We start from the raw sequence: 24556 nt of genomic DNA on the forward strand, positions 1-24556 counted from the left end.
GGGCGGGGTGCACCACGATCGGTGCATGACCAGCACCGGTGAGGATGCGCCCGATACCCGTTCGGGCGCGGCGTCCGCTTTCGACGTGGAGCTGAACGGGCTCAACACCATTCACGAGAGTGAGCGGAAGGGGCGGCCGCGCGACCTGTTCTGGCCGTGGTTCGGCGCCAACGTCTCCGTGTTCGGTCTCAGCTACGGGTCGTTCCTGCTCGGGTTCGGCATCTCGTTCTGGCAGGCGACGATCGTCGGCGTGGTCGGGATCGTCGTCTCGTTCCTGCTGTGCGGCGTGATCGCGCTCGCCGGAAAGCGTGGATCCGCGCCGACGATGGTGCTCAGCCGCGCCGTGTTCGGCGTGGAGGGCAATCGCGTCCCCTCGGCGTTGTCGTGGCTGCTGACGGTCGGATGGGAGACCGTGCTGGTCTCGCTCGCCGCGCTCGCCACCGCGACGGTGTTCCAGCAGCTCGGCTGGGAGGGCGGGGTCGTCACCAAGCTGGTGGCCCTCATCGTCGTCGTCGCGCTCGTCATCGTCGGCGGCGTGATCGGCTTCAACCTGATCATGCGCATGCAGATGGTCATCACGATCGTGACCGGCGTGCTGACCGTGGTCTACATCCTGCTGGTCCTGAACCACATCGACCTCGGCGCCGTGGCTGCACTCCCGGCGGGAGACGCGCCGCATGTGATCGGCGGGTTCGTGTTCATGCTCACCGGCTTCGGGCTCGGCTGGGTGAACGCCGCCGCCGACTACTCCCGTTACCTGCCGCGCAGCGCCCGCAGCGGGGGAGTGGTGGGATGGACGACCTTCGGCTCGTCGCTGGCCCCGGTCATCCTGCTGATCTTCGGCATCCTGCTGGCCGGTTCCTCGTCGAAGCTGAGCGAGGCCATCGCCGCCGACCCGATCGGCGCGCTCGCGTCGCTGCTGCCCACCTGGTTCCTGGTTCCGTTCGTCATCGTCGCCGTGCTCGGGCTGGTCGGCGGGGCGGTGCTCGACATCTACTCGTCCGGGCTGGCGCTGCTCAGCGTCGGCGTCCGCGTCCCGCGGTACGTCGCGGCGGGCATCGACGGCGTCATCATGACCGCCGGCGCGATCTACGTCGTGTTCTTCGCCACCGACTTCCTCGGCCCGTTCCAAGGCTTCCTCATCACGTTGGGCGTGCCGATCGCCGCCTGGTGCGGCATCTTCGTCGCCGACATCCAGCTGCGTCGGCGCGACTACGCGGAGGCCGAGCTGTACGACCGGCGCGGTCGCTACGGCGCCATCCGCTGGCTGCCGATCGCCCTGATCGTGATCGGAACCGCGATCGGCTGGGGCCTCGTCACCAACGGCTCGGCCTCGTGGCTGGCCTGGCAGGGCTACCTGCTCGGTCCGATCGGCGGCAAGCAGGGCGACTGGGCCTTCGCGAACCTCGGCGTCCTCGTCGCACTGGTCATCGGATACCTGGGCACGCTGCTGTTCTCGCGCGGTGCGGTGCGGCGACAGGAGGAGCGATGACCGGCCCGACGCTCGTCGTCGTCGACATGCAGCAGGTGTTCGGCGACCCGGCGAGCCCGTGGTTCACGCCGCGCTTCGCGGACGCGGAGGCCGTGATCGCGGGGATGGTGCCCGCCTTCGAGCGCGTCGTGTTCACGCGCTTCATCGCACCGGAGCGGCCGGAGGGCGCCTGGGTGCCGTATTACGAGCAGTGGCCGTTCGCGCTCGTCCCCGCCGACGACCCGATCTACGACCTGGTGCTCGCCTTTCGCGACACCGGGCATCCGGTGGTCACCGAGACGACGTTCGGCAAGTGGGGTCCTGCTCTGCGGGATGCGCTCGACGGGTCGCAGGATGTGGTGCTCGCCGGCGTCTCCACCGACTGCTGTGTGTTGAGCACGGCACTGGGAGCCGCGGACGCGGGCGTGCGCATCCGGGTCGCGGCCGACGCGTGTGCCGGCCTGAGCGACGCAGACCACCAGCGCGCCCTGGATGCGATGGCGCTGTACGCGCCGCTGATCGAGATCTCGGACAGCGCTGCCATTCTGGACGGCCTCCGGTAGAATCGTCCGTGGTCGGCGGTTCCCGCACGGCCCTGGGCGCGCACATGGGCGCGTAGTCGACCCGCCATCCCCTCCCGGAAGCCGCAGCCAGCCACTGGCACCGGCGCCGAGGCCCGCAGTAGCGGCGGAATGGCCGGGGAACGCCGTCCGTTGGACAGATCCGTATGACTGCCACTTCGACGACTCCGGCGCGCATTGCGCCGAAATTCCCGTGGACCGGGCTGATCGCCCTGGCCACCGCCACCTTCCTCTCGGTGACCAGCGAGATGATCCCGACCGGCCTGCTGCCGGACATGAGCGCCTCCCTCGGCGTGAGCGAGGCCCAGATCGGGCTGCTCGTGACGGTGTTCGCGTTCACCGTGGTGGTCACCAGCGCCCCGCTGACGGCGCTGACCCGGCGCTGGCCGCGGCACGGCCTGCTGATCGGCATCCTTGTCGTGCTCGGCATCTCGAACGCGCTCACCGCCATCGCGCCCGACTACGCCTTCGTGGTCGGCTCGCGCGTGCTCGGCGGTGTGGCGCACGGGATGTTCTGGTCGATCGTCGGCGCGTACGCCGGCCACCTGGTGCCCAAGGAGCAGATCGGCCGGGCCGTCTCCATCACCCTCGGCGGCGGGACGCTGGCGTTCGTGCTCGGTGTGCCGCTCGGCACGTTCGCCGGGCACGTCTTCGGCTGGCGGCTGTCGTTCGGGCTGCTCGCCGCGCTCATGATGGTCGGCGCCCTGGTGATCTGGAAGTTCTTGCCGGCGGTCGAGCGGGAGGCGGACGGCAAGCGTCGGCGCGAGCGCGACCGCACGGTTCCCCGACCGCGCGACCGCACCATCCCGCTGGTCATCATGGTCTGCGTGATCGCGGCCGTCACGATGGTCGGGCACTACGCGTTCTACACGTTCGTGGTGCCGTTCCTGACCGGGCCGATGGGCGTGCCGTCGGGTGACGTCGGTGCGCTGCTGTTCCTCTATGGGATCGCCGGTGCGGGCGGCCTGATCCTCGCCGGTTCGGTGTTCGGTCCGCGGCCGCAGCTGGGGCTCATCCTCGCGCTCGTCGTGACCGGGATCGCCGTTGCGGCGCTCGCCGTGCTCGCCGGCCAGATCGTGCTGGCATTGATCGCGTTCATCCTGTGGGGGCTCGCCTTCGGCGCGCTCCCGCCGCTGCTCCAGACGCGGATGCTGCACACGTCGTCCCCGGCGTTCCGCGACACCGCGAGCGCGCTGTACACGACGTCCTTCAACGTCGGGATCGGCGGGGGAGCGCTCGTCGGGGCGGTCATCTACGACGCGGGCGGCCTGATGGTGCTGCCGTGGGCGTACGTCGGTCTGCTGGTCGTGTCGGTCGCGCTCGTGCTCGTGGTCGGCCGGATGTCGCGGACGGTCGTCGCGACGCACTGACGGCGACGCACTGACCGCGGCTGTGGGACGCAACACGCCGTTCTGGACCGCCCATAACGGCGGGTTGCGACCCACGGATCAGGCGACGGGTTCGCCCGCCGCCCACACCTGGCGGACACGGAAGTCCGCGTCCAGCAACACGGCGTCGGCCGCGTAGCCTGGGGCCAGACGGCCGAGGTCGTGAGCGCGCCCGACGGCTGCGGCCGGCGTCTCGGTGAGCGCGCGCACCGCCTCGGCGACCGGGATGCCGACCTCGAGCACCGCGCGCCGCAGAGCGTCGTCGAGGGTGAGCGTCGACCCGGCGATCGACCCTCCGCCGGCGAGCCGGGCGACGCCGTCGCGCACCTCGACGTCCAGCGACCCGAGCACGTAGTCGCCGTCGGCGGAACCGGCGGCGGCCATCGCGTCCGTCACCAGGGCCATCCGGCCGGGGGCGGCGGCGAAGGCGATCCGGACCATCTCGGGATGGACGTGCACGCCGTCGTTGACGATCTCGAGCGTCACCCCCGGGGTGCGGGCGGCCGCGGCGACCGGTCCGGGCGCGCGGTGGTGCAGTCCCGGCATGGCGTTGAACGCGTGCGTGAGGATGCTCGCGCCCGCGTCGAAGGCGGCCAGCGCCTGGTCGTAGTCGGCGGCGGTGTGACCGACGGCGACGGCCGCGCCGGCGGCGGAGAAGGCGCGCACGGCGTCCATCCCGCCGGGACGTTCGGGCGCGATGGTGACCTGTCGCAGGGTGCCGGCGGCGGCATCCAGCAGCAGCTCGATGTCGGCCGGGGTCGCCGAGCGCAGCAGCGCCGGGTCGTGGGCGCCCTTGTGCCCGACGTCGAGGAACGGCCCCTCCAGGTGCGACCCGAGGATGCGCGGATCGGCCGCTGTGAGCGCCGCCACCTCCTGCACCCGACGGGCCAGCTCCGGCACCGGCGCCGTGACGAGCGACAGCACCGAGCGGGTGGTGCCGTGCCGCCGGTGCAGCTCCAGGGCCCGGCCGATCGCGTCGGGCCCGTCGTCGAAGCTCGCGCCTCCGCCGCCGTGGACGTGGATGTCGACGAAGCCGGGCGTGAGCCACGCACCTCCCGCATCGGTCACGGTCACACGATCGGCGCCGGCCATATCCAGTACGCCCGGCTCATCGCGCCATGTCGCGCCGCTGCCGAGCGCGGCGATCGTGTCGCCGTCGAACCGCACCCAGCCGTCTTCGACGACCGTGCCGCCGTCGACCAGCCGCGCCGAGTGGATGAGATGGCCGTCGCTCACGCGACGATCACCTCGATGCCCTGCTCGACGAACGCGGCACGCTGCTCGGCGGTGATGCCCTCGTCGGTGATGAGGGTCGTCAGAACCTTCGGGCCGCCGAGGGTGGCGAACGCCTTGCGGCCGATCTTGGACGAGTCGGCCACCACGACGGCGCGGGTCGCCCGGCGCGCCATCAGCGAGTTGACGCTCGCCTCGCCCTCGTCGTGCACGGTGGCGCCGACCACCGGGTCGATGCCGTTGACGCCGATGAACGCGATGTCCATCGTGATCTTCTCCAGCACGACGTCGCTGTACGGCCCGACGAGCTCGTACGAGCGCGCGTGCACGACGCCGCCGGTCATCACGGTCTTGATTTGCGGTCGCATCACCAGCTGTGCAGCGATGTTGATGGCGTTGGTCACAACGGTGAGGCTGGGATGCGGCGAGGGTTCCATGAGGTCCGGGCGCGACCCGAGCACGGTCGCGACGGCGGTGCTGGTCGTTCCGCCGCACAGGCCGACCACGGCGCCGCGAGGCACGAGGGCGCTCGCCGCCTGCGCGATCCGCAGCTTCTCGGGCGCGTGCTGCTCACGCTTGTACCGGATGGGCAGGTCGTAGGCGACCGACTGGCCGATCGCTCCGCCGCGCGTGCGGGTGAGCAGCTGCTGCGACGCCAGGGCGTCGAGGTCGCGGCGTGCGGTGGCCGCCGACACATCCAGCTTGGCCACGATGTCGTCGACCTCGATCTGGCCGGCCTCGGCCAGCAGGTCCAGCACGGCGTTCAGCCGTTCGGCTCTGTTCATCGCTGTGCGCTCTCCGTTCCGCCTGCCACATCGAACAGGGTCATCAGCCGTGCCGCCTCCCTGGTCACCGCGGCGCGTCCCTCCCGCACGTACTTCCGCGGGTCCACCACATCGGGATGCGCGCTGAGGTACGCCCGGATCGCGTCCGTGAAGAACCGGTTGAGGTGGGTGGAGACGTTGACCTTGGTGATCCCTGCGCGGATCGCCGCCTCGATCGTCTCATCCGCGACGCCGCTGGAGCCATGCAGGACCAACGGAACCGGCACGGCGTGTCGCAGCCGGGCGATCAGGTCGAGGTCGAGGGACGCGGTCCGCTCGGTCATGGCGTGCGAGCTGCCGACCGCGACGGCGAGGGCGTCGACGCCGGTCTCCTCGACGAAACGGCGGGCCTCGTCCGGGTCGGTCCGGACGCCGGGTGCGTGCGCGCCGTCCTTCCCGCCGATCTCGCCCAGCTCCGCCTCCACCAGCACGTCGTTGGCATGGGCGTGCTCGACGACGCGCACGGTGGCAGCGACGTTGCGCTCGTAGTCGAGCGCGGCGCCGTCGTACATGACCGAGCCGAAGCCCAGTTCGACCGCCTGCCGCGCGAGCTGCTCGTCCTCGGCGTGGTCGAGGTGCACGGCGACGTGCGCCGTCGACTCCCGGGCCAGTGCGAGGGTCGCCGACGCGATGGGGTCGAGCGAGCCGTGGTACGCGACGCAGTTCTGCGAGATCTGCAGGATGACGGGGAGCCCGGTCTGCTCGGCCGCGTCGACGAGGGCCTCGGCGGTCTCCAGCTGGATGACGTTGAACGCGGCCAGGCCCGTGCGGCGGCCGACGGCCGCGTGCAGCAGGTCGGCGGTGGGCACGAGGGGCATGGCGGCGGCTCCGGGTGGGGGTGGTGGATGTGGGTGGATGGGCGGCGGATGGGATGGATCGGCCGGCTCAGCCGGTCTCGATCCGCTCCTCGAACTCCCGGAAGCCGGGGGCGAGCTCGCCGGCGAGGGGCGCGAGCACCGCGGCGGCCGACCAGGCGGTGGCGCGCCGGACGAGCGCAGACGGGTCGGTGACGCCGACGGCGAGCAGGCTCGCGATCGCGGCGACGGCCGCATCGCCCGCACCGGTGGCGTTGCCGGTCAGCGGCGAGCCGAGCCGCGCGTGGAGGGGTGCGCCGTCGCGCGGCACCGCGAGCATCCCCTCGGCGCCGAGCGACACCACCACCAGGCCTGCGCCGGCGTCCAGGAGAACGCGCGCGCCGGCCACGGGGTCGTCGTGGCCGGTCGTCTCCGTCAGCTCACGGCGATTCGGCTTCACGACGGAGGCGCCGGCCTCGGCAGCGAGCACGAGCGGCGTACCGACGGCGTCGATCACACTCGGCAGACCGCGGGAAGCGGCCGCAGCGACGACGCGCGCGTAGACGTCGTCCGGAGCGTCGGGCGGCAGGCTGCCCGAGCCGACGACGCAGGTCGCTGGCACGACAAGCCGGTCGACGGCGTCGTGCAGGGCCGTCCACTCGGCCGCGCTGAGGGTGCCGCCCGTCTCGTTGATGACCGTCGTCTCGCCGGTGGACTCGTCGACGACGGCGACGCTGCTGCGGGTCGGCGCCTCGACCGGCACCAGCTCCGAGGGCAGGTGGGAGGCCTCGAGGTCGTCGGCGAGCCGCAGCCCGGGCGGACCGCCGGCTGTGGTGAGGATGAAGGCCGCGGTCCTGGTCTGGGCGAGCACCCGCGCGACGTTGAGACCCTTGCCGCCCGCCCGCACGGCGGGGGCTGCCGCACGATGCGTCTCGCCCGGTTGCAGCCGGGGCACGCGGTAGGTGAGGTCGAGGGCCGGGTTCGGCGTGACGGTGAGGATCACGACGCCACCTCGGCGGTCGATGCGGTGGACGCCACCGACGTCGAGGGGGATCCGGCGAGCCGGTCGCGTGCCCGCAGGGCCGCCCCGATCAGCCCGGCGTTCTCGCCGATGCTCGCCGGCAGCAGCACCGGACGGCGGTGGAAGGTGAGGATGGCGTCCAGCTTCTCCGCGAGCGGCTCGAACAGCGCGGAGCCGGCCTGCGCCAGTCCGCCGCCGATTACCACGGCCTCGGGCGCCAGCAGCGCGACGGTGTGCGAGAGGTCGAGCGCGAGCGCATCCACCGCCGAGTCCCACACGGCCTGAGCGGTCTCGTCTCCCGCCTGCGCCAGCGCGAGCACCTCCCGCGCTCCCGGGACATCCGCCCCGGTGAGCGCGTTGTACCGGCGCGCGATGGCTGCGGCCGAGGCGACCGCCTCCAGGCAGCCGATGCCGCCGCAGGCGCACAGCGGCCCGTCGGCGACCCGGGAGTGCCCCATCTCGCCGGCCATGCCGCCACCCGTGTGCAGGCGGCCGTCGAGGAAAATCGCCCCGGCGATCCCCGTGCCGATCGCCATGACGACGACGTCGCGGTAGGGCGCGGCGGCACCGAGCCGATGCTCGGCCTCGCCGGCCCCGCGCACGTCGTGACTGAACGCCACCGGGACGCCGAGTGCGGCCTCCGCCCGGTCGCGGAACGGGAAGTCGCGCCAGCCCAGGTTCTCGGCGAAGACGCCGATCCCCGCGTCGTCGTCCACGTGCCCGGGCACCAGCAGCCCGGCCGCGCGCGGCGCGATGCCGGGGTGCTCCTCCCGGAACCGCTCGGCGAGACCGGCGATCGCGGTCACCACGGCCTCGCCGGTCGCGTCGCCCGCATGCGGGGTCGGGATGCGCACCACCTGCACCAGCCGGCCGCGGTCGTCCACGAGCGCGGCCTTGGTGTCGGTCCCTCCGACGTCGAACGCCAGCACCGGTGCGCCGTCTCCCAGCGGAGCGGCGGCCGGTGGCGGGGTCAGGGGGTCTCCGGTCACGAGGGGAGGATGACCGATCGGGTGAGGTTGCGGGGGCTGTCGGGGTCGAGGCCGGCGCGGCGGGCGCGCGCGAGGGCGACCCGCTGTGCGCGCACCAGGTCGGCCATCCCGTCGATCGGGCGGTCTTCGAAGCGCGCCCCGGTGACGGCGAGGTCGCCGGAGAGCCCTGCGGGCGCCTCGCCCAACATCCAGGTGACCCGGCCGGGAGCGGCGATCGCGATCGGTCCGTGGCGGTACTCCTTGGCGGGATACGACTCCGTCCACGACTGCGACGCCTCGCGCATCTTGAGCGCGGCCTCGTGCGCGAGCCCGACCGTCCACCCGGCGCCCAGGAACGAGTACTGGTCGGCGGTGACGAGCTCGTCGTCCAGCTCCTCCTCGATGGCCGCGGCAGCCTGGTCGATCGCGGGGGAGAGGTCGTGGCCGAGGGAGGCACGGACGAGGGCGAGCGCCGTGGTCGCGAAGCGCGTCTGTACGACGGACTGCTCGTCGGCGAACGGGAGCCGGATGGCGACATCCACGAGGCTCACGAGCGGGGTGTCGGGGTCGCCGACGATCCCCACCGTGCGCGCCCGGTTGCCCGAGGAGCGGAGGCCGTCGAGCAGCTCGAGCACCTCGGTCGTCGTCCCGGAGCGCGTGATGGCGACGACCGCGTCGTAGTCGCGGTCGACGAACGCCTCGGAGGCGGCGAACGCGTCGGTGACACCGTGCCCGGCGCTCTCGCGCAGCACCGCGTACGACTGCGCCATGAACCAGGAGGTCCCGCAGCCGACGACGGCGATGCGCTCACCGGCGGCGGGGAGCAGCGACTGCTCCTCGCGCAGGCCTGCCGCGGTCGCCCAGGTCTCCGGCTGCGACCGCAGCTCGGCCTCCATGTGGGCTCCGGCGGTGGGTGCGTGCGTCACTGATCGCTCCTGTTCTGCGCTTCTCGCGGCTGAGTGCGTGGATGTCTCGTCACAATGATCACTGATGATCGAACACTATGTCTAGTGATCATGTTCAATCGTTTCTCCGGGATCGCTTGGTCGTGTCGAGTCGTCCTGTAAACGCCGTGTAACGATCTTGCGCATTGTCCTTGACGCGGAGAACCGAACGCGCCATGATTTCGATCATCCATTGAGTGCAAGTGCTTGTTTCAAGCAGAAACAAATCACTAAGCATCAACAGCTACGCATCGTCGCGCAGGTTCCATCGGCAGTGACGGTTCGCGTTTTCCCTTCAAGAAGTGAGGAAGTCAATGAAGAAGTCACTGCGGTGGGGAGCGGCGGTCGCAACAGCGGCGGTCGCCACCATGACGCTCGCCTCCTGCGGCTTCAGCGGCGGGTCCGGAGGCTCGTCCGGCGGCGCGCAGACGCTCGACCTGATGGTCGCCAGCTACTCGGACAACACCAAGACCGAATGGCAGCAGATCATCAAGGACTTCGAGGCGAAGAACAGCGACATCAAGGTCAACCTCGACGTCGAATCCTGGACCGACATCAACAACGTCATCAAGACACGGATCCAGGCGCAGAAGCAGCCCGACATCCTGAACATCGACGCGTTCGCCGGCTTCGCGGCCGACGACCTGCTCTACCCGGCGAAGGACATCGTCTCCTCCGCCACGCTCGACGACTTCCAGGACGCCTTCAAGAAGAACGCGAGCATCGACGGCACGCAGTACGGTCTCCCGTTCATCGCGTCCGCCCGCGCGCTGTTCTACAACAAGGACGACTTCTCCAAGGCCGGCATCTCGGCCCCGCCGAAGACCTGGGCCGAGTTCGAGGACGCCGCCGCCAAGCTGAAGGCAGCCGGGATCACCCCGTACGGCATGCCGCTCGGCAGCGAGGAGGCGCAGGCCGAGACCGCCATCTGGTTCTACGGAGCCGGCGGCGGATACGGCGACGCCAAGAAGCTGACCATCGACAGCTCGGAGAACGTCGAAGGCGCCACCGAGATGCAGAAGATCATCACGCAGGGCTACACGGAGGCGAACCCCGGTTCGACCAACCGCACCCCGCTGCTGAACGTCTTCATCCAGGGCCAGCTCGGCATGCAGGTCGGCCTGCCGCCGACAGTCGGGCAGATCAAGGACAAGAACCCGTCGCTGCAGTACGGCATCGCGCCGATCCCCACCAAGGACGGCTCGCCGTTCACCCTGGGCGTCGCGGACCACCTGATGGCGTTCAAGAACAAGACGGACAAGACGGCGTCGATCAAGAAGTTCCTCGACTACTTCTACTCGAAGGACGTCTACACGAAGTGGGTCTCGGCCGAAGGCTTCCTGCCGACGACCAAGTCCGGTGCCGACGCGATGGGCTCCGACGAGACCATCAAGCCGTTCCTCGACCTGCTGCCGAACGCGAAGTTCTACCCGTCCACCAACCCGAACTGGTCGGCCGCCCAGGGCGCGATCCAGAGCCAGATCGGTCAGCTCGGTCAGGGCGCCAAGCCCGAAGACCTGCTGAAGTCCATCCAGGCGAAGGCCGACGGCCAGTAACCCGGATGACCAGCACCGCTGAAGCGACCCGCGCGGGGGCGGCCACCGGCCGTCCCCGCCGCGGGGCGTCCCCCAAGCCCACCGGCGGGGCGTCCGACCTGTGGCACGCCGTGCCGTGGACGCTGCCCGCCCTCATCCTGATCTTCGGCGTCGTGCTGTTCCCGGCCGGCTACATGATCTACAACTCCACCCGGAAGATCTCCATCGCCGGCGTGGACCACGGATCGGTCGGCCTGAAGAACTACATCACGGTGCTGTCGCGGCCGGAGCTCCCCGGCATCCTGCTCAACACCCTGGTCTGGGTGGTCTCGGTCGTCGTCATCACGGTGGTGATCTCGCTCGCCCTCGCCCAGTTCCTCGACAAGAACTTCCCCGGTCGGCGCTGGGTGCGGATGGCGATCATCGTCCCCTGGGCGGCCAGCGTCGTGATGACCACGACCGTGTTCGTCTACGGCCTCGACCCCTTCTACGGGATCATCAACAAGTTCCTGGTCGACATCCACGTGCTCGCCGAGCCGTTCGGCTTCACCAAGGAGCCGATCCCCGCGTTCATCTCGTCGATCGGCATCGCGGTGTTCGTCTCGTTGCCGTTCACGACCTACACGATCCTCGCCGGGCTCGCCGGCATCCCGGGCGACATGCTCGAGGCGGCGAAGATGGACGGCGCCGGAGCGTTCCGCTCGTACTTCAGCGTGACCCTCCCGAACCTGCGGAACGCCATCGCACTGGCCGCGCTGATCAACATCATCAACGTGTTCAACTCGCTGCCCATCCTGAAGCTGATGACCGGGTCCATCCCCGGCTACAAGGCGGACACGACGACCACCTACGTGTTCAAGCTGCTCCAGAACGAGCAGCGGATCGACCTGTCCAGCGCTCTCAGCGTGATCAACTTCCTGATCGTGCTCGTCGTGGTCGGCATCTACCTCTGGGTCGTCAAGCCGATGAAGGAGGTCTCGTGACCGCGCCAGCCCCCGTCGCGCTCGCCGGAGCGCCAACGCCGCGCCGCCGTCGCTCCCGGTCCGCCGGATCCTCCTGGCGCGTCGCCGGGAAGACCGTCGCCGGCATCGTGATCGCCCTGGTCTTCATCGCGCCGTACCTGATCATGCTGATGGGCTCGTTCAAGAGCAGGAACAACATCCTCGCCGTCCCTCCGACCTACCTGCCCGAGCAGTGGCACCCCGAGAACTACCTCACGATGTGGTCGACGCCGGAGACGCCGCTGCCGTACAACCTCATCTCCACGATCGTGATCTCCGTGTTCGCGACGGTGCTGGTGCTGGTGGTGTGCGTCCCCGCCGCCTATTACACGGCACGGTTCCGGTTCCCGGGGCGCGGGATCTTCCTGTTCCTCGTCATCGTGACGCAGATGCTCCAGCCGACGGTGCTCGCGACGGGTCTCTTCAAAGAGATGGTGGCGCTCGGGATCAACGACACCTGGCTGGCGATGATCCTCGTCAACGCGGCGTTCAACCTCGCGTTCGCGATCTGGATCATGCACAGCTTCTTCGCGGGAGTGCCGAAGGAGGTCGACGAGGCCGCCCAGCTCGACGGAGCGGGAAAGTGGACCGTGCTGTTCCGCGTCCAGCTTCCGCTCGTCTGGCCCGGCATCGTCACGGCGATCATCTACACCTTCGTCGCGTCCTGGAACGAGTTCGCGGCGAGCCTCGTCATCCTGTCGACGGATGCGAACCAGCCGCTCTCGGTCGCGCTCACCAAGTTCGTCGGCCAGTACGACGCGGCCTGGCAGTACGTGTTCGCGGTGTCGGTCGTCGCCGTCATCCCCGTGGTCATCCTGTTCATGCTCATCGAGAAGCGCCTCGTCGGCGGTCTCACCGCGGGCAGCGTGAAGTAGGGCTCACCCCGACCCGGCGGGAGGCGCCGCGCGTGTGGCGCGATGCGGTGGCCTCCCGCCGTATGAGGACTCTCTCAGGCCGCGTCAACCGGCTGCCGGAGGACCGTTTCCGGCGGGTACCATCCCAAAGGGCGATTCCCCGACGGGGATCGGATGGCGACGGACGGGACGATGACAGCGGGCACCACGAGCACCAGGCGACCGGAGCTGCCCGGCCGCCCGATGGCGGTACCGCGGCGGCTGCGCTTCGCCGGCCGCGAGGTGCCCTGGTGGGCGGCGGTTCTCGTGCTCTACGCCGTCTCGCGGCTGCTCACGACCACGCTCATGCTGGCGCTGTTCGTCACCGCCAACGTCGCGCACTGGGACTACGCCAGCCCGCGGATGAACCCGACCTTCTTCACGTTCTCGGGCTCGTGGGACGGCTCGTACTACAGCCAGATCGTGGAGCAGGGATACCCCACCCGCCTTCCGCTCGACAGCGACGGCTCCGTGCAGCAGAACCCGTGGGCGTTCCTGCCCCTGTTCCCGATGGTCGTGCGCGTCGTGATGCTCCTCACCGGGCTGAGCTTCTATCCCGCCGGGTTCGCCGTCGCGATCGTTTTCGGGGCCGCCGCCAGCGTGGTGCTGTTCCGGCTGGTCGCGGCGCGGGCGGGAGTCTCGAGCGCGTTCTGGGCGACCGCGTTCTTCTGCTTCGGCCTACTCTCCTTCGTGTTGCAGATCGCGTACGCCGAGAGCATGTTCTTCTTCCTGATGTTCTCGGCGCTGCTGACCATGATCCAGCGGCGGTATTGGCTGATGCTGCCGTTCGCGGTCGCCGCGGCGTTCACCCGCCCGGGGGCGCTCGCCCTGCCGCTCGCACTTGCGATCGTGCTCGTCGTCCGGATGGTGCGGGCCCGGCGCGGCACGGACGCGTTCCTGCCGCGGGAGCGCTTCACGATGCTGCTGACCGGCGGGCTGATGGCGCTGGCCGGTCTCGCCTGGCCGATCATCGCGGCCGCCGTGACGGGGACGGGCGACGCCTACGTCAGCACCGAGCTCTCGTGGTGGACCGGCTTCATCGGCAAGGTGGCGTTCATCCCGCTGACCCCGTGGTTCCTGCTCAGCTGGAAGTACCTCAGCATCCTAGGCGCGCTGATCGTGCTCGCGATCGTCGCCGGGTTCGCATGGGTGGTGACGCGGCCGTCCGTCCGGGCGCTCGGGACCGAGACCGTCGCGTACGCGGTCAGTTACGGGCTGTACCTGTTCGCGGTGTTCCTGCCGCAGCAGAGCACGTTCCGGTTGCTGCTGCCGCTCGCACCCCTCGCGGGAGCGCGCGGCCTCACGCGTCATCGGAAGGCGCGGAAGGCGGTACTCATCGCGGGCATCGCCCTGCAGCCGGTGGCGATCGTGCTGCTGTGGTTCATCGGATACCCGTGACCTCTCGCCACGGCACCTCGGGCACACGCCGGTAGCGGGTGCCCGCGGCATCCCAGTGCTCGGCGAGCTCGGCCACGCGCCCGGTGAAGTCGTCGAGGTCGCGTGTCGCCTCGACGGGCTCGGTGTCGGCGGGCGCGCGTGACCAGCCCACCTCGGCGACTGCCGCGAGCCGGGGGAGGACCATCTCCTCCACCTCCTCGATGGAGGTGACCGTCTCGGTCCACAGGGCGGCCTCGACGCCCAGGATGTGCGCATCCCCGACGCCCGGGATGACGCGAGCCGGGTCCCACACGAACGCGTCGCGCAGAGTGGTCGGCTTGCCGGTCCAGTCCTGGCCGATCGGGTCGCCCTCCGCGTAGACGATGTCGAGGTAGGCGGCGTCCGACGGCGAGAGGATGAGGGACCCGCCGCCGCGGACGAAGGTGACCGCGTACTCCGCCGAGCGCTCGCGCGGCGTGGTGAAGTCCCAGTACTGCCCGACGGTCCCGGCCGGCAGGTCGCCCGCCTTGCCCATCTCGTGCCAGCCGACGGCCGTCTTTCCGTTCTCGGCGACCACCCGGGCGGCCTCCTCCACGAACGCGACGAAATCGTCCGGCGACGTGCTCAGGCACTCGTCGCCGCCCAGGTGCAGCAGAGGTCCCGGCGTGAGCGCCGCCACCTCGCGGACGACGTCGCGCACGAAGCGGCGGGTCACCGCATCCCCCGTCTGCAGCGTGCTGAAGCCCACGTCGGACCCGGTATAGAGCGGACGCGCGACCCCGTCCGGATTCAGCTCGGGATACGACGCGAGCGCCGCGTTCGTGTGGCCCGGCATGTCCAGCTCCGGGACCACGGTGACATGCCGTTCGGCTGCATACGCGACGAGATCGCGGAACTCGTCCTGCGTGTAGAACCCGCCGCGGCTGCCGTCGCTGCCGGTCGAGCCGCCGACGCGGGTCAGCTCCGGCCACGACTCGATGTGGATGCGCCAGCCCTGGTCGTCGGTCAGGTGCAGGTGAAGGTGGTTGACCTTGAGCAGGACGATCGCGTCGATGAACCGCTTCACCTCGGCCGGCGTGAAGAAGTGGCGCGCCACATCCAGCATCGCTCCCCGGTACGCGTACCGGGGATGGTCGTGGACGCGCACGGGCTCGATCGTCAGCGGGTCGCCGTCGCAGATCGCCGGGACCAGCTGGCGCAGCGTCTGCACGCCCCAGAACGCACCGGCCGGGGTGGCGGCGCCGATACGCACGCCCTCCGCGGCGACCTCCAGCGTGTAGCCCTCCGCGCTGTCCGAACCGTCCTCGTGCGGACCCTCGCCCGGTGCGATCACCACGGCGATGTCGCCGAACGCGGGCGGCTCGTCCACGATCGCGAGATCGCGGGAGCAGTCGGCGGCCAGGGCGTCGCGGAGGAGCCGTGCGACGGCGTCCGCTCCGGGCCCGGCGACGCTGATGCGGGCGGTCGGCGCGAGCACGAAGGGCGAACCCTCCGACGGCTCGGCGGAGACAGGGCGGGGCACGACCACGGTGAGCTCCCTTGCGGGTCGGGGCAGAGCGGATGAGACCGACTCCGCCCGCCCCGCATGCGTCGGCCATCAGCGAGTATCGCAGGGCCTTCGGCGATGGGCAAGGGTTCCGCCCGGCCCCCGCTTTGCTATGCTTGGCCCGTCGCGACTGGCGCTCAGATGGTCACCATCGGGGAGCGACACGGAACCTCGAGAACACGGATGGATGCGGCCGCGCGCCTGGGTCGCTACGCAATAGTCCATCCCTGTACGAAGGAGCCGGCAATGACCGATACCCTCCCCTCGACGAGCCCAGCGTTCTCGTCCTTTGGCGCCCCTCTGGCGGAGGTCGACCCCGAGATCGCGGAGGTGCTGCAGCTCGAGCTCGGCCGCCAGCGCGACTACCTCGAGATGATCGCCTCCGAGAACTTCGTGCCGCGCGCGGTGCTCGAAGCGGTCGGCTCCGTCCTCACCAACAAGTACGCGGAGGGCTACCCGGGCCGCCGCTACTACGGCGGCTGCGAGTACGTCGACATCGCCGAGCAGCTCGCGATCGACCGGGCGAAGGCCCTGTTCGGCGCCGAGTACGCAAACGTCCAGCCGCACTCCGGCGCATCGGCCAACGCCGCCGTGCTCTCCGCCATCGCGGCTCCCGGCGACACCATCCTGGGCCTGGAGCTCGCCCACGGCGGTCACCTGACCCACGGGATGAAGCTCAACTTCTCGGGCAAGCTCTACAACGCCGTGTCGTACGGCGTCGACCCCGAGACGTTCCTCGTCGACATGAACGTCGTGCGCGACAAGGCGCTCGAGCACAAGCCGCAGGTCATCATCGCCGGCTGGTCGGCCTACCCGCGTCAGCTCGACTTCGCGGCGTTCCGCGAGATCGCCGACGAGGTCGGAGCGAAGCTGTGGGTGGACATGGCGCACTTCGCCGGTCTCGTGGCCGCTGGGCTGCATCCCTCGCCCGTGCCGTTCGCCGACGTGGTCAGCTCGACCGTCCACAAGACCATCGGCGGCCCCCGCTCCGGCTTCATCGTGAGCCGCGACACCGAGCTCGCCAAGAAGCTCAACTCCAACGTGTTCCCGGGCCAGCAGGGCGGACCGCTCATGCACGTGATCGCCGCCAAGGCGACCGCATTCAAGCTCGCGGCGACGGAGGAGTTCAAGGACCGCCAGGAGCGGACCATCCGCGGCGCGAAGCTGCTCGCCGAGCGCCTGACCGCCGACGACTCCCGCGCCGCCGGTGTGGACGTGCTCACGGGCGGAACCGACGTGCACCTCGTGCTCGCCGACCTGCGCACGTCGGAGCTCGACGGCCAGCAGGCGGAGGACGTGCTGCACGAGGTCGGCATCACCGTGAACCGCAACGCCGTGCCGTTCGACCCGCGCCCGCCGATGGTGACCTCCGGTCTCCGGATCGGCACCCCGGCGCTCGCGACACGCGGCTTCGGCGACACCGAGTTCACCGAGGTGGCCGACATCATCGCGCTGGCCCTGCGTCCGGGTGCGGACACCCGCGCGCTGCGCTCCCGGGTCGACGCGCTGACCGCGGCGTTCCCGCTCTACCCGGGCCTGACGCCGTCCGGCGCCGAGGCCGTCCAGGTCGAGCTCCCCTCCTCCATCTGACCCACCCCCTACCCAAGCCATCAGCTCCTGAGTTTTTCCGCCGATTCGCGTCGATTCGTGCGAAAAACTCAGGAGCTGGCGGCTTCGTTCTGTGGAAGGAGCGAACGTGACCGCACAGATTCTGGACGGGAAGGCGACCGCCGCCGCGATCAAGGCGGAGCTGAAGGAGCGCGTCAGCGCGCTGCGTGAGAAGGGCATCGTCCCGGGGCTCGGCACGATCCTGGTCGGCGACGACCCGGGCTCGCAGTGGTACGTCGCGGGCAAGCACCGCGACTGCGCCGAGGTCGGCATCGCCTCCATCCGCCGCGATCTGCCCGCCGACATCTCGCAGGCCGAGCTGGAGGCAGTGGTCGAGGAGCTCAACGGCGACCCCGACTGCACCGGCTTCATCGTGCAGCTGCCGCTGCCGGGCCACCTCGACACCGACGCCATCCTCGAGCTCGTCGACCCGGCGAAGGATGCGGACGGCCTGCACCCGACGAACCTCGGCCGCCTGGTCCTCAACGTCAACCGGCCGATCACGTCGCCTCTGCCGTGCACGCCGCGGGGCGTGATCGAGCTGATGCTGCGGCATGGCATCGACATCCGCGGCAAGGATGTCGTGGTCGTCGGGCGGGGAGTCACGGTCGGCCGCTCGATCGGCGCACTGCTGACCCGCCGCGAGTACAACGCGACCGTCACGCTCACCCACACCGGCACCCACGATCTCGACGCGCACCTCCGACGCGCCGACATCATCGTGGGCGCCGCCGGTGTCGCCGGGCTGGTCACCGCCGCGAACGTCAAGCCCGGTGCGATCGTGCTCGACGTGGGCGTGAGCCGCGTGGAGGACCCGGTGACCGGCAAGAGCGTCGTCGCGGGCGATGTGGCTCCGGATGTGGCCGAGGTCGCCTCCTGGGTCTCCCCGAACCCGGGCGGAGTCGGGCCGATGACGCGCGCGCTGCTGCTGCAGAACGTCGTCGAGTCGGCGGAGCGGGAGCTGCAGTGACCGACGCGTCGCGCGAGCGGACGCATCCTGCTGTCGAGCGCGTCGAGGCGGCGCTGCTCGCGGCGGGGGTCGAGCCGCGGGTCCGCTGGTTCGAGTCGGCGACGCCGACCGCAGCGTCTGCCGCCGCCGAGCTCGGGGTCGAGGTGGGGGCGATCGCGAACTCGCTCGTCTTCACCATCGACGGCGAGCCCCTTCTCGTGATGACCTCCGGCGCCCACCGCGTCGACACCGCGTTCCTGGGCGAGCGGCTCGGCGGCCGCATCCGCCGCGCCGACGCCGAGACCGTCAAGGCGGCGACCGGGCAGACGATCGGCGGCGTCGCACCCGTCGGTCACCCCCAGCACCTGCGGACCGTGGTGGATGTGGCGCTCGCCGGCTACCCGGAGGTCTGGGCGGCCGCAGGTCACGCCCACACCGTCTTCCCCACCACGTTCGACGAGCTGGTGCGCCTCACCGGCGGCGACCCGCACCCCGTCGAGCCCTAGCCCCTCCTCATCCCGCCCCCGCCCCCACCGTCGAGTCCGCAAACTTTGCACACGACGCGCCGCAGGGGCGTGCAAAGATCGCGGACTCGACGGTGGGCGGAGGGGGAGTGGGTCAGCGGTCGACGACGACGATGAAGCGCTTCGTGACGACGCGCTCGCCGGACGTGCCACGGAGTTCGCCGAGGGCCGCGAGCACGCGGTCGAGGATGCGCGGGCGCAGGGGCAGCGGTGCCTCGTCCGGCTGGTCCACCGTCCCCGCCGGATAGTCCACGCCCGGCTCCGTGGACATCTCGATGTGCGCGCCGCGCAGCTCGCGCACGGGCGCGGGCGGGTCGTCGCGGAAGCGGATCAGCCGCTCGATCGTCGCCCGGTACTGGCCGAGGTCGCGCACGTACAGCCGCGCTGGGAGGACGGTGTCGCCGGTGAACAGGATGCCCGTCTGCCGGTCGAAGAACACCACGGCGGAGGGTTCGTGCCCCGGCCCGCCGATGACGTCGATCACCCGGCGGCCCAGATCGTACGTGACAGCCGCATCCGGCCAGGTCGGGAAGCCGAAGAAGCCGATCACCTCGGCTGGGCTGGTGCCGACGACCGTCGTGCCCGGCCGATCCCGCAGCAGCGCGTCACCCGCGATGTGGTCGCCGTGCGCGTGCGAGTGCGCGACGACGAGGGGATACGGCCGCACGAACACGACCGGGTTGCGCCGCAGCCAGTCGGCGATCAGGCCTTCGACCGTCGCTCGCAGCGGGAACACCGCCTCATCGGAGGTCGCGCCGGTGTCGATCAGGAGGGCCCGCTCACGCCCGAACAGCAGGTAGAGGAACGGCGCCTCCCAGTGCGACGTCTTGGGCTGCCGCACCTGGACGGTGTCCGCGTCGAGCCACACGACGACCGGATCGTTCACTCCCTGTCCACTCACGCGTCACAGTGTGACACCACAGGGTGACCGGGAGGTGAACCGGCCGACCGGCCGAACAGGCCGCCCGCTCAGCTCTCGCGCCGAGCACCCTCCGACGCCTGCACCGTGAAGAGGTCCGGCTGGCCGAACCCGTGCTCCGCGAACGCGCCGTCCAGCGCGACGAGCACGCGGCTGAGCGCGTCCGTCGGCACGAGGGCGATGGCCGAGCCTCCGAAGCCGCCGCCGGTCATCCGCGCGCCGATCGCGCCGTTCGCCTGCGCCGTCTCCACGGCGAGGTCGAGCTCGGGCACCGAGATCTCGAAGTCGTCGCGCATCGACACGTGGGACGCGTCGAGCAGCTCGCCGATCGCGGCCGGCCCCTGCTCGCGGAGGGTGCGCACGGTGTCGAGCACCCGCTGGTCCTCCGTGACGACGTGACGGACGCGACGGAAGGTCACGTCGTCCATGAGCTCGCGCGCGCGGTCGAGGTCGCCGACGGACACATCCCGCAGCGCCTCGACGCCCAGGATGCGCGCGCCCTCTTCGCACGAGGCGCGGCGTTCGGCATAGCCGCCGGTGGCGTGGGAGTGCGTCACACCGGTGTCGATGATGAGGATCTCGAGCCCGGCGGCCTCGAGCCCCAGCGGCACGACCTCGGAGTCGAGCGACCGGCAGTCGAGGAAGACGGCCGCGTCGCGCTCGCCGAGGAGGGAGGCGGACTGGTCCATGATGCCCGTCGGCGCTCCGACCGCGACGTTCTCGGCGCGCTGGCCGACCCGGGCAAGGGTGCGGCGGTCGAATCCGAGACGCCACAGGTCGTTGAGCGCCACGGCAACGGCGCCCTCGATCGCCGCGGACGACGACAGGCCGGCACCGACGGGCACATTGGAGTCGAGCAGGATGTCGACGCCCGGCACGGCGGCAAGGTCGGTGCCGAACTGGCCGAGCGCCCAGGCGACGCCCAGCGGGTACGCCGACCAGCCGGAGAGCACCTCGGGCGCCAGATCGTCGAGCGGGATCTCGACCACCTCGTCCGCGAAGGTGCTCCCGACGCGGATGACGCGGTCGTCACGCGCCCCGACCGCGGCGACGGTGCGCCGGTTGATCGCGAACGGCAGGACGAATCCCAGGTTGTAGTCGGTGTGCTCGCCGATCAGGTTGACCCGGCCCGGCGCCGACCAGACGCCGTCGGGTTCGCGGCCGAACACCTCGGCGAAGTCGTCGCGGACGCCCGTGCGCAGGTCGGTCATCGGTCAGCCTCTCGGTCGGAAGTGGATGCGGCGCCCGCCGGAGCCGCGACGGGCTCGGTGACGAGCCCGGTCACGGAGACCGGCAGTTCGCCGACCGGGTTGTCGCGGTCGGCGCGGGCGACGGCCTCGCGGAGCGCAGCGGCCGCCTGCTCGGGCGGGATATCGCCCACCCAGGCGCCCATGGCCGACTCCGAGCCGGCCAGGAACTTCAGCTTATCCGCGCCGCGGCGGGGCGAGGTCAGCTGCAGCATGAGGCGGATCTCGTCTCGGCGAACGCCGACGGGAGCCTGGTGCCACGCGGCGATGTACGGCGTGGGGGAGTCGTAGAGCGCATCCACCCCGCGCAGCACCCGGAGGTAGAGCGTGGCCAGCTCGTCCCGCTCGGCGGCGTTGGTCTCGGAGATGTCGGCGACGTGGCGGTGCGGGAGCACGTGGATCTCGACCGGCCAGCGCGCGGCGAACGGCACGTATGCCGTCCAGTGCTCTCCGGCGAGGACGACGCGCTCGCTGGCGCGCTCCCGCTCCAGGATGTCGGCGAACAGCGTCGGTCCGTACGCGTCGAGCGAGCGGATGAGCGCGGAGGTGCGCGGCGTGATGTACGGGTAGGCGTAGATCTGCCCGTGCGGATGGTGCAGCGTGACGCCGATCGCCTCGCCGCGGTTCTCGAACGGGAACACCTGCCGGACGCCGGGGAGTGCGGAGAGTTCGGTGGTGCGGTCCGCCCACGCCTCGATGACCGTGCGTGCGCGCGACGGGCTGAGGCTTCCGAAGGATCCCGTGGTGGCCGGGCTGAAGCAGACGACCTCGCACCGGCCGACGGACGTGCGGGTGCGCCCCAAACCGACCTGGGCCAGGTCGTCGATCCCCTCCGGGGCGTTGTCGTCGACGAGCAGCGGCCCGAAGGAGGGCGACTTGTTCTCGAATACGGCGACATCGTAGAGGTCGGGGATCTCGGACGGGTTCGTCGGTGTCGCGGGAGCGAGCGGATCGAGCTCGGCGGGTGGGAGCATCACCCGGTTCTGGCGCGCTGCCGCGATGGAGATCCATTCGCCGGTGAGCGGGTCCTGCCGCATCGTCGCGGTGGCCGGTCGAGGTGCGGGCTCCCGGAGGTCGGGCTTGCGCTCCGGGCCGAGCGTCGTGTCGGCGTCGTCGTAATAGATGAGGTCCCGACCGTCGGAGAGACGGGTGGGACGCTTCGTGATCGAGGCCATGCCATCCTTTCGATTGCGAAAGCGAGGATACCGCTTCCGCTTTCGTATTGACAAGCAATCGCAAGCGCTCCAGCATGGGCGTATGAGCGAAGCCCTCCCCGCGGCGCTCCGGCGCGAACGAATGCTCGAGCTGATCGGGCGCGCCGGCTTCGCCCGGGTGTCCGACCTGAGCGAGGCGTTCCAGGTCTCCGATGTCACCGTCCGCAGCGACCTGGATGCGCTCGACCGCGAGCAGAGCATCCGGCGCGTCCACGGCGGGGCGGTGCTCCGAACAGCAGGGATGCGGGAGCCGAGCTTCGAGGAGGCCCTGGAGTCGTCGGCAGAGGAGAAGCGCCGGATCGGCCTGGCTGCAGCGGCGATGGTCTCCTCCGGCAGCAGCGTGCTGCTCGACGTCGGAACGACCCCCGCCGCTATCGCCCGCGCCCTCGTCGAGCGGGACGACCTGGAGAACGTGACGGTCATCACGAACGGCCTGACCATCGCGCTAGAACTGGAACGCGCCATCCCGCGGTTCGAGGTCGTCGTCACCGGCGGCACTCTGCGGCCGCTGCAACACTCGCTCGTCGAGCCGCTCGCCGCCGTTCTCCTGGGCCGTGTGCACGCCGACATCGCCTTCATCGGCTGCACCGGCGTGCATCCCACCGGCGGCATCACCAACGTGAACCTGCCCGAGGCCGACCTCAAGCGCGTCATGGTCGGTTCCGCCGAGCGGGCGATCGTGGTGGCCGACGGCAGCAAGCTCGGCCGCACGCATCTCGGCCGGATCGCCGCGGTGGATGAGGTGGCCGAGCTGGTCACGGGCGAGTCGGCTGCACCGGAGGCGGTGGCGGCCCTGCGGGACGCAGGGCTGCCGGTGATCGTCGCCTGAGGCCTAATCTGTTGCCATGCGACCCGCCACCGGTGAACAGTACGAACTCGACTTCGGCGACCTGAGCGCCACCATCGTGCAGGTGGGAGCCGGCATCCGCTCCCTGCGCTTCGCCGAATCCGACCTGACCGAGCCTTACCCGGCGGGGGAGCAGCCGCCCTCGGCGTGTGGGATCGTGCTCGTCCCCTGGCCCAACCGGGTCGCGGACGGCCGGTGGGAGTTCGACGGGGAGCCGCGGCAGCTCGACCTGACCGAACCGGCGAAGCGGAACGCCATCCACGGCCTGCTGCGGCGCCGCCCGTATGAGCTGGTCGAGCAGTCCGACTCGATGGTCACGCAGGCCGCGACCGTCTATCCCGAGCCCGGTTACCCGTTCCTTCTCGACACCACGGTGACCCACGAACTGCACACCGAGGGGTTGCAGGCCACCCACACCATCAGCAATGCCGGCGAGACGGCGGCGCCGGTGGCCGTCGGCGCGCATCCCTACCTCCGCATCGCGGACGTTCCGCCGGAGCAGTTGACCGTCACCGTGGCGGCGCGCACCCGGTTCGAGACGGACGATCGAAGCAACGTCACCGGCGAGTCGCCGGTCGCCGGCACGTCGTTCGACCTCTCGGCGGGTCGCCGGGTCAGCGAGCTGGAGCTCGACACCGGCTTCGCCGACCTGCCCGACGGGCCGGTGGAGCACATCCTCGCCGCCGATGACGGCCGCCAGGTCGTGCTCTGGGCCGATGAGGCGTTCCGCTACGTGCAGGTGTTCACGCACCGGTCGTTCGCGACGAAGCCCGGGGGAGTGGCCCTTGCGATCGAGCCGATGACCGCCCCGGCGAACGCCCTCAACTCGGGCCGCGGTCTGCGCTGGCTGGAGCCGGGCGAGACCTGGTCGGTGAGCTGGGGCGTCCGCCCGGAAGGATTCGGCGGCGAGGCCTACCTGGCCAGCTGGGGGTAGAGCACGCGGACGTCCTCGTGGAGGTGCGACTTGACCTGCTGCGCGACCTCTCCGACGATCGCCTCCGCTCCACCCTCCTGCACGGTGTCGAGGGCCTCGTCGGCGACCTGACGCGGCGGGACCTTCACGCCGGTCGCGTCGGCCGCCATCTCGGTGTCGACGTAACCGACGTGGACGCCGACGACCTGGATGCCCGCGGGCGCGAGCTCCACGCGGCTCGAGTTGCTTGCCGACCACAGGGCGGCCTTCGTCGCGCTGTAGGAGCCGAACGCGAGCCAGCTGAGGGCGGAGTGCATGTTGATGATGGCGCCGCCGCCGTTGGCCTCGAGGACGGGGGCGAAGGCGCGCGTGACGAGCACCGGTCCCCAGAAGTTGGTGTCGAACTCGCGGTGGATCTCGTCGAGGTCGCCGGTGACGAGCGACTCGTTGACGGCGATGCCCGCGTTGTTGACGAGGATCGTGACGTCGCTCGCGACCTCGGCCGCCCGGCGGATGCTGTCCGCATCGGTCACATCGAGGGCGAGGGGGACGACGCGCGGGTCGTCGCTCGTGACGGTCTCGGGGCGGCGGGCGGCGGCGTAGACCTTCGTCGCGCCGCGTTCGAGGAGCGCTGCGACGAAGGCGGCGCCGAGGCCGCGATTGGCGCCGGTGACGAGGGCGACGCGGCCGGTGATGTCGGTCATGTGAAGAGTCCTTCCGAAGGTAAACCGATCTGTGTACTCGCAATGTACACAGATC

Annotated in this window: 23 protein-coding genes and 1 riboswitch; of the genes, 12 read left to right on the top strand and 11 right to left on the bottom strand. The window is 70.7% G+C overall.

From position 1 onward, the window contains the following. The first annotated feature begins 25 nt into the window (after positions 1 to 25). The 3 genes from BLR91_RS03855 (at position 26) to BLR91_RS03865 (ending at position 3422) form a co-directional block, all read left to right on the top strand. Entirely contained in the window at positions 26 to 1492 is a 1467-nt protein-coding gene (locus BLR91_RS03855) for a purine-cytosine permease family protein (RefSeq protein WP_089876960.1), read from the top strand. Then, positions 1489 to 2034: a cysteine hydrolase family protein gene (locus BLR91_RS03860; protein ID WP_020077000.1), complete on the top strand. Its 546-nt coding sequence runs from the start codon at positions 1489 to 1491 to the stop codon at positions 2032 to 2034. The genes BLR91_RS03855 and BLR91_RS03860 overlap by 4 nt, the downstream gene beginning before the upstream one ends. 164 nt (positions 2035 to 2198) lie before the next feature. Next, positions 2199 to 3422 (top strand): MFS transporter, encoded by a 1224-nt coding sequence (locus BLR91_RS03865; protein WP_020077001.1) that lies wholly within the window; start codon positions 2199 to 2201, stop codon positions 3420 to 3422. A 78-nt stretch (positions 3423 to 3500) separates the two neighbouring features. Here the strand turns inward: BLR91_RS03865 and nagA are convergent, their stop codons facing one another. The 6 genes from nagA to BLR91_RS03895 form a co-directional block, all read right to left on the bottom strand. Continuing rightward, the gene (nagA, locus tag BLR91_RS03870; RefSeq protein WP_089876958.1) at positions 3501 to 4676 is read right to left on the bottom strand and encodes an N-acetylglucosamine-6-phosphate deacetylase; all 1176 of its coding nucleotides are present in this window, start codon (positions 4674 to 4676) and stop codon (positions 3501 to 3503) included. Next, positions 4673 to 5458, bottom strand: coding sequence for a DeoR/GlpR family DNA-binding transcription regulator (locus BLR91_RS03875; RefSeq protein WP_018191859.1), 786 nt, complete (start codon positions 5456 to 5458; stop codon positions 4673 to 4675). Before BLR91_RS03875 ends, nagA begins: the two co-directional genes overlap by 4 nt. Next, positions 5455 to 6315: a class II fructose-bisphosphate aldolase gene (locus BLR91_RS03880; protein WP_089876956.1), complete on the bottom strand. Its 861-nt coding sequence runs from the start codon at positions 6313 to 6315 to the stop codon at positions 5455 to 5457. The genes BLR91_RS03875 and BLR91_RS03880 overlap by 4 nt, the downstream gene beginning before the upstream one ends. A 67-nt stretch (positions 6316 to 6382) precedes the next feature. Continuing rightward, positions 6383 to 7294, bottom strand: a complete 912-nt coding sequence (locus tag BLR91_RS03885; protein ID WP_089876954.1) for a 1-phosphofructokinase family hexose kinase — start codon at positions 7292 to 7294, stop codon at positions 6383 to 6385. After that, positions 7291 to 8301, bottom strand: coding sequence for an ROK family protein (locus tag BLR91_RS03890; RefSeq protein WP_231918811.1), 1011 nt, complete (start codon positions 8299 to 8301; stop codon positions 7291 to 7293). Before BLR91_RS03890 ends, BLR91_RS03885 begins: the two co-directional genes overlap by 4 nt. Continuing rightward, positions 8298 to 9176 (bottom strand): SIS domain-containing protein, encoded by an 879-nt coding sequence (locus BLR91_RS03895; RefSeq protein ID WP_089876952.1) that lies wholly within the window; start codon positions 9174 to 9176, stop codon positions 8298 to 8300. The genes BLR91_RS03890 and BLR91_RS03895 overlap by 4 nt, the downstream gene beginning before the upstream one ends. Positions 9177 to 9538: 362 nt before the next feature. Here BLR91_RS03895 and BLR91_RS03900 point away from each other — a divergent pair, with 362 nt between their 5' ends. From BLR91_RS03900 to BLR91_RS03915, 4 genes are all read left to right on the top strand, one after another. After that, on the top strand, positions 9539 to 10780 hold the full coding sequence (locus tag BLR91_RS03900) for an extracellular solute-binding protein (RefSeq protein WP_018191854.1): 1242 nt from the start codon (positions 9539 to 9541) through the stop codon (positions 10778 to 10780). 5 nt (positions 10781 to 10785) lie between these two features. Further along, positions 10786 to 11742 carry a carbohydrate ABC transporter permease gene (locus BLR91_RS03905; protein ID WP_089876950.1) on the top strand — a complete coding sequence of 319 codons (957 nt, stop codon included), beginning with the start codon at positions 10786 to 10788 and terminating at the stop codon, positions 11740 to 11742. Then, positions 11739 to 12635 (top strand): carbohydrate ABC transporter permease, encoded by an 897-nt coding sequence (locus BLR91_RS03910; RefSeq protein WP_089876948.1) that lies wholly within the window; start codon positions 11739 to 11741, stop codon positions 12633 to 12635. The genes BLR91_RS03905 and BLR91_RS03910 overlap by 4 nt, the downstream gene beginning before the upstream one ends. 153 nt (positions 12636 to 12788) lie before the next feature. Continuing rightward, positions 12789 to 14051: a hypothetical protein gene (locus tag BLR91_RS03915; protein ID WP_231918812.1), complete on the top strand. Its 1263-nt coding sequence runs from the start codon at positions 12789 to 12791 to the stop codon at positions 14049 to 14051. Here the strand turns inward: BLR91_RS03915 and BLR91_RS03920 are convergent. Further along, entirely contained in the window at positions 14035 to 15558 is a 1524-nt protein-coding gene (locus BLR91_RS03920; RefSeq protein ID WP_089876946.1) for a beta-N-acetylhexosaminidase, read from the bottom strand. The two genes, BLR91_RS03915 and BLR91_RS03920, sit on opposite strands and share 17 nt — an antisense overlap. Before the next feature lie 134 nt (positions 15559 to 15692). Beyond that, positions 15693 to 15790: riboswitch (ZMP/ZTP riboswitch) on the top strand. Between the two features lie 32 nt (positions 15791 to 15822). On the opposite strand from BLR91_RS03920, the gene glyA reads away from it, so the two are divergent. From glyA to BLR91_RS03935, 3 genes are all read left to right on the top strand, one after another. Next, positions 15823 to 17166, top strand: a complete 1344-nt coding sequence (gene glyA, locus BLR91_RS03925) for a serine hydroxymethyltransferase (RefSeq protein WP_089876944.1) — start codon at positions 15823 to 15825, stop codon at positions 17164 to 17166. Positions 17167 to 17272: 106 nt separating this feature from the next. Beyond that, complete coding sequence (locus tag BLR91_RS03930; RefSeq protein ID WP_089876942.1) at positions 17273 to 18154, top strand: bifunctional methylenetetrahydrofolate dehydrogenase/methenyltetrahydrofolate cyclohydrolase; 882 nt, start codon at positions 17273 to 17275, stop codon at positions 18152 to 18154. Continuing rightward, positions 18151 to 18639, top strand: a complete 489-nt coding sequence (locus tag BLR91_RS03935) for a YbaK/EbsC family protein (RefSeq protein WP_018191847.1) — start codon at positions 18151 to 18153, stop codon at positions 18637 to 18639. The genes BLR91_RS03930 and BLR91_RS03935 overlap by 4 nt, the downstream gene beginning before the upstream one ends. Positions 18640 to 18751: 112 nt before the next feature. On the opposite strand, the gene BLR91_RS03940 is transcribed toward BLR91_RS03935, so the two are convergent. The 3 genes from BLR91_RS03940 to galT all read right to left on the bottom strand — a co-directional run bounded on the left by BLR91_RS03940 (position 18752) and on the right by galT (position 21998). After that, a complete protein-coding gene (locus BLR91_RS03940) occupies positions 18752 to 19558 on the bottom strand; it encodes an MBL fold metallo-hydrolase (protein ID WP_231918813.1) in 807 nt (268 codons plus the stop codon). Between the two features lie 68 nt (positions 19559 to 19626). Next, entirely contained in the window at positions 19627 to 20787 is a 1161-nt protein-coding gene (gene galK / locus BLR91_RS03945; RefSeq protein WP_089876938.1) for a galactokinase, read from the bottom strand. Continuing rightward, positions 20784 to 21998, bottom strand: coding sequence for a galactose-1-phosphate uridylyltransferase (gene galT / locus BLR91_RS03950; protein WP_089876936.1), 1215 nt, complete (start codon positions 21996 to 21998; stop codon positions 20784 to 20786). The genes galK and galT overlap by 4 nt, the downstream gene beginning before the upstream one ends. 82 nt (positions 21999 to 22080) lie before the next feature. Here galT and BLR91_RS03955 point away from each other — a divergent pair, with 82 nt between their 5' ends. Continuing rightward, positions 22081 to 22866, top strand: a complete 786-nt coding sequence (locus BLR91_RS03955; protein WP_089876934.1) for a DeoR/GlpR family DNA-binding transcription regulator — start codon at positions 22081 to 22083, stop codon at positions 22864 to 22866. 16 nt (positions 22867 to 22882) lie between these two features. Then, positions 22883 to 23818 (top strand): aldose 1-epimerase family protein, encoded by a 936-nt coding sequence (locus tag BLR91_RS03960; RefSeq protein ID WP_089876931.1) that lies wholly within the window; start codon positions 22883 to 22885, stop codon positions 23816 to 23818. Here the strand turns inward: BLR91_RS03960 and BLR91_RS03965 are convergent. Then, positions 23797 to 24501, bottom strand: coding sequence for an SDR family oxidoreductase (locus BLR91_RS03965; RefSeq protein ID WP_089876929.1), 705 nt, complete (start codon positions 24499 to 24501; stop codon positions 23797 to 23799). The two genes, BLR91_RS03960 and BLR91_RS03965, sit on opposite strands and share 22 nt — an antisense overlap. Between the last annotated feature and the right edge of the window lie 55 nt (positions 24502 to 24556).

This window comes from Leifsonia sp. 466MF (assembly GCF_900100265.1).
GTDB lineage: Bacteria > Actinomycetota > Actinomycetes > Actinomycetales > Microbacteriaceae > Leifsonia.

Bases quoted from the DNA above. Each gene is read 5' to 3' on its own strand.
- BLR91_RS03875 (WP_018191859.1), bottom strand. From the start codon at position 5,458: ATGAACAGAGCCGAACGGCTGAACGCCGTGCTGGACCTGCTGGCCGAG.
- BLR91_RS03860 (WP_020077000.1), top strand. From the start codon at position 1,489: ATGACCGGCCCGACGCTCGTCGTCGTCGACATGCAGCAGGTGTTCGGC.
- BLR91_RS03965 (WP_089876929.1), bottom strand. From the start codon at position 24,501: ATGACCGACATCACCGGCCGCGTCGCCCTCGTCACCGGCGCCAATCGC.
- BLR91_RS03960 (WP_089876931.1), top strand. From the start codon at position 22,883: ATGCGACCCGCCACCGGTGAACAGTACGAACTCGACTTCGGCGACCTG.
- BLR91_RS03855 (WP_089876960.1), top strand. From the start codon at position 26: ATGACCAGCACCGGTGAGGATGCGCCCGATACCCGTTCGGGCGCGGCG.
- BLR91_RS03865 (WP_020077001.1), top strand. From the start codon at position 2,199: ATGACTGCCACTTCGACGACTCCGGCGCGCATTGCGCCGAAATTCCCG.
- BLR91_RS03880 (WP_089876956.1), bottom strand. From the start codon at position 6,315: ATGCCCCTCGTGCCCACCGCCGACCTGCTGCACGCGGCCGTCGGCCGC.
- BLR91_RS03900 (WP_018191854.1), top strand. From the start codon at position 9,539: ATGAAGAAGTCACTGCGGTGGGGAGCGGCGGTCGCAACAGCGGCGGTC.
- galK (WP_089876938.1), bottom strand. From the start codon at position 20,787: ATGACCGACCTGCGCACGGGCGTCCGCGACGACTTCGCCGAGGTGTTC.
- galT (WP_089876936.1), bottom strand. From the start codon at position 21,998: ATGGCCTCGATCACGAAGCGTCCCACCCGTCTCTCCGACGGTCGGGAC.
- BLR91_RS03955 (WP_089876934.1), top strand. From the start codon at position 22,081: ATGAGCGAAGCCCTCCCCGCGGCGCTCCGGCGCGAACGAATGCTCGAG.
- glyA (WP_089876944.1), top strand. From the start codon at position 15,823: ATGACCGATACCCTCCCCTCGACGAGCCCAGCGTTCTCGTCCTTTGGC.
- BLR91_RS03905 (WP_089876950.1), top strand. From the start codon at position 10,786: ATGACCAGCACCGCTGAAGCGACCCGCGCGGGGGCGGCCACCGGCCGT.
- BLR91_RS03895 (WP_089876952.1), bottom strand. From the start codon at position 9,176: ATGGAGGCCGAGCTGCGGTCGCAGCCGGAGACCTGGGCGACCGCGGCA.
- BLR91_RS03915 (WP_231918812.1), top strand. From the start codon at position 12,789: ATGGCGACGGACGGGACGATGACAGCGGGCACCACGAGCACCAGGCGA.